At 56.2% G+C, this 3,018-nt stretch carries 1 rRNA gene; it reads left to right on the forward strand.

From position 1 onward, the window contains the following. Window positions 1–40: 40 nt before the first annotated feature. Window positions 41–3,018, forward strand: a 23S ribosomal RNA gene (locus ABZX02_RS43695); the annotation flags it as partial.

The raw sequence follows: 3,018 nt of genomic DNA on the forward strand, positions 1-3,018 counted from the left end.
TTGTTCTTTGAGAACTGCACAGTGGATGCGAGCATCTTTGTAGCAAGTTAGTAAGGGCATACGGTGGATGTCTTGGCACCAGGAGCCGATGAAGGACGTAGGAGACTGCGAAAAGTCTAGGGGAGCTGTCAACCGAGCTGAGATCCTAGAATTTCCGAATGGGGAAACCCGGCCCCAGTCATGTGGGGTCACCCATACCTGAACACATAGGGTATGTGGAGGGAACGCGGGGAAGTGAAACATCTCAGTACCCGCAGGAAGAGAAAACAACCGTGATTCCGTGAGTAGTGGCGAGCGAAAGCGGATGAGGCTAAACCGCGTCTGTGTGATACCCGGCAGGGGTTGCATTCGCGGGGTCGTGGGACCTCTTGGTCAGTTCTGCCGGACTGGCAAGCAGTCAGAAAACATTGTGGTTAGAGGAATGCGTCTGGAAAGCGTGAGCGTAGAGGGTGAAACTCCCGTACTCGAAAACCCGATGTCTGTTTAGAGTGTTCCCAAGTAGCAGCGTACTCGTGAAATTCGCTGTGAATCTGGCGGGACCACCCGCTAAGCCTAAATACTCCCTGGTGACCGATAGCGGACTAGTACCGTGAGGGAAAGATGAAAAGTACCCCGGGAGGGGAGTGAAATAGTACCTGAAACCGTGTGCCTACAATCCGTCGGAGCCTTTAGGGGTGACGGCGTGCCTTTTGAAGAATGAGCCTGCGAGTTAGTGCTACGTGGCGAGGTTAACCCGTGTGGGGTAGCCGTAGCGAAAGCGAGTCTGAATAGGGCGCTTGAGTCGCGTGGTCTAGACCCGAAGCGGTGTGATCTAGCCATGGCCAGGGTGAAGCGCGGGTAAGACCGCGTGGAGGCCCGAACCCACCAGGGTTGAAAACCTGGGGGATGAGCTGTGGTTAGGGGTGAAAGGCCAATCAAACACCGTGATAGCTGGTTCTCCCCGAAATGCATTTAGGTGCAGCGTCGTATGTTTCACCGCGGGGGTAGAGCACTGGATGGTCTAGGGGGCCCACAAGCTTACCGAAATCAACCAAACTCCGAATACCGTGGTGTGAGAGTGCGGCAGTGAGACTGCGGGGGATAAGCTTCGTAGTCGAGAGGGAAACAGCCCAGAACGCCAGCTAAGGTCCCTAAGTGTGTGCTAAGTGGGAAAGGATGTGGGGTCGCACAGACAGCCAGGAGGTTGGCTTAGAAGCAGCCACCCTTTAAAGAGTGCGTAATAGCTCACTGGTCAAGTGGTCCTGCGCCGACAATGTAGCGGGGCTTAAGCACACCACCGAAGCTGTGTCATTCAGACTTCAGTCTGGATGGGTAGGGGAGCGTCGTGTAGCGGTTGAAGCGGCGGAGTAATCCAGCCGTGGACGCTATGCGAGTGAGAATGCAGGCATGAGTAGCGAAAGACGAGTGAGAAACTCGTCCGCCGGATGACCAAGGGTTCCTGGGCCAGGCTAATCCGCCCAGGGTAAGTCGGGACCTAAGGCGAGGCCGACAGGCGTAGTCGATGGACAACGGGTTGATATTCCCGTACCCGTGTGAACGCGCCCATGATGAACCTTGTGATACTAACCGCCCGAAGCACCTCCAGACGCCCTTCGGGGCTATGGGGTCTGTGGAGCGCGGGACCTGAACTTGTAGTAGTCAAGCGATGGGGTGACGCAGGAGGGTAGCTCCGCCAGTGAGTGGTAGTACTGGTGCAAGCGTGTAGGGAGTCTGGTAGGCAAATCCGCCAGGCACATATCCTGAGACGTGATGCGTAGCCGATTGAGGCGAAGTAGAGTGATCCCATGCTGCCGAGAAAAGCCTCTAGCGAGCTTTCACGCGGCCCGTACCCCAAACCGACACAGGTGGTCAGGTAGAGAATACCGAGGCGATCGGGCGAACTGTGGTTAAGGAACTCGGCAAAATGCCCCCGTAACTTCGGGAGAAGGGGGGCCGTAGCGCTTGAAGCCTCTTGCAGGCTAGGGCGAGACGGCCGCAGAGACCAGCGAGAAGCGACTGTTTACTAAAAACACAGGTCCATGCGAAGTCGCAAGACGATGTATATGGACTGACGCCTGCCCGGTGCTGGAACGTTAAGGGGACCGGTTAGTCCTTCGGGGCGAAGCTGAGAACTTAAGCGCCAGTAAACGGCGGTGGTAACTATAACCATCCTAAGGTAGCGAAATTCCTTGTCGGGTAAGTTCCGACCTGCACGAATGGCGTAACGACTTCTCGACTGTCTCAACCGCAGGCCCGGCGAAATTGCATTACGAGTAAAGATGCTCGTTACGCGCGGCAGGACGGAAAGACCCCGGGACCTTTACTATAGCTTGGTATTGGTGTTCGATTCGGCTTGTGTAGGATAGGTGGGAGACTGTGAAGCGGCCACGCCAGTGGTTGTGGAGTCATCGTTGAAATACCACTCTGGTCGTATTGGATGTCTAACCTCGGTCCGTGATCCGGATCAGGGACAGTGCCTGGTGGGTAGTTTAACTGGGGCGGTTGCCTCCCAAAGAGTAACGGAGGCGCTCAAAGGTTCCCTCAGCCTGGTTGGCAATCAGGTGTTGAGTGCAAGTGCACAAGGGAGCTTGACTGTGAGACTGACGGGTCGAGCAGGGACGAAAGTCGGAACTAGTGATCCGGCCATGGCTTGTGGAAGCGTGGTCGCTCAACGGATAAAAGGTACCCCGGGGATAACAGGCTGATCTTCCCCAAGAGTCCATATCGACGGGATGGTTTGGCACCTCGATGTCGGCTCGTCGCATCCTGGGGCTGGAGTAGGTCCCAAGGGTTGGGCTGTTCGCCCATTAAAGCGGTACGCGAGCTGGGTTTAGAACGTCGTGAGACAGTTCGGTCCCTATCCGCCGCGCGCGTAGGATACTTGAGGAAGGCTGTCCCTAGTACGAGAGGACCGGGACGGACGGACCGCTGGTGTGCCAGTTGTTCTGCCAAGAGCATTGCTGGTTGGCTACGTTCGGAAGGGATAACCGCTGAAGGCATCTAAGCGGGAAGCTCGTTCCAAGATGAGGTATCCCACTC

It is taken from the genome of Lentzea sp. NPDC003310 (assembly GCF_040610935.1).
Taxonomy (GTDB): Bacteria; Actinomycetota; Actinomycetes; order Mycobacteriales; family Pseudonocardiaceae; genus Lentzea.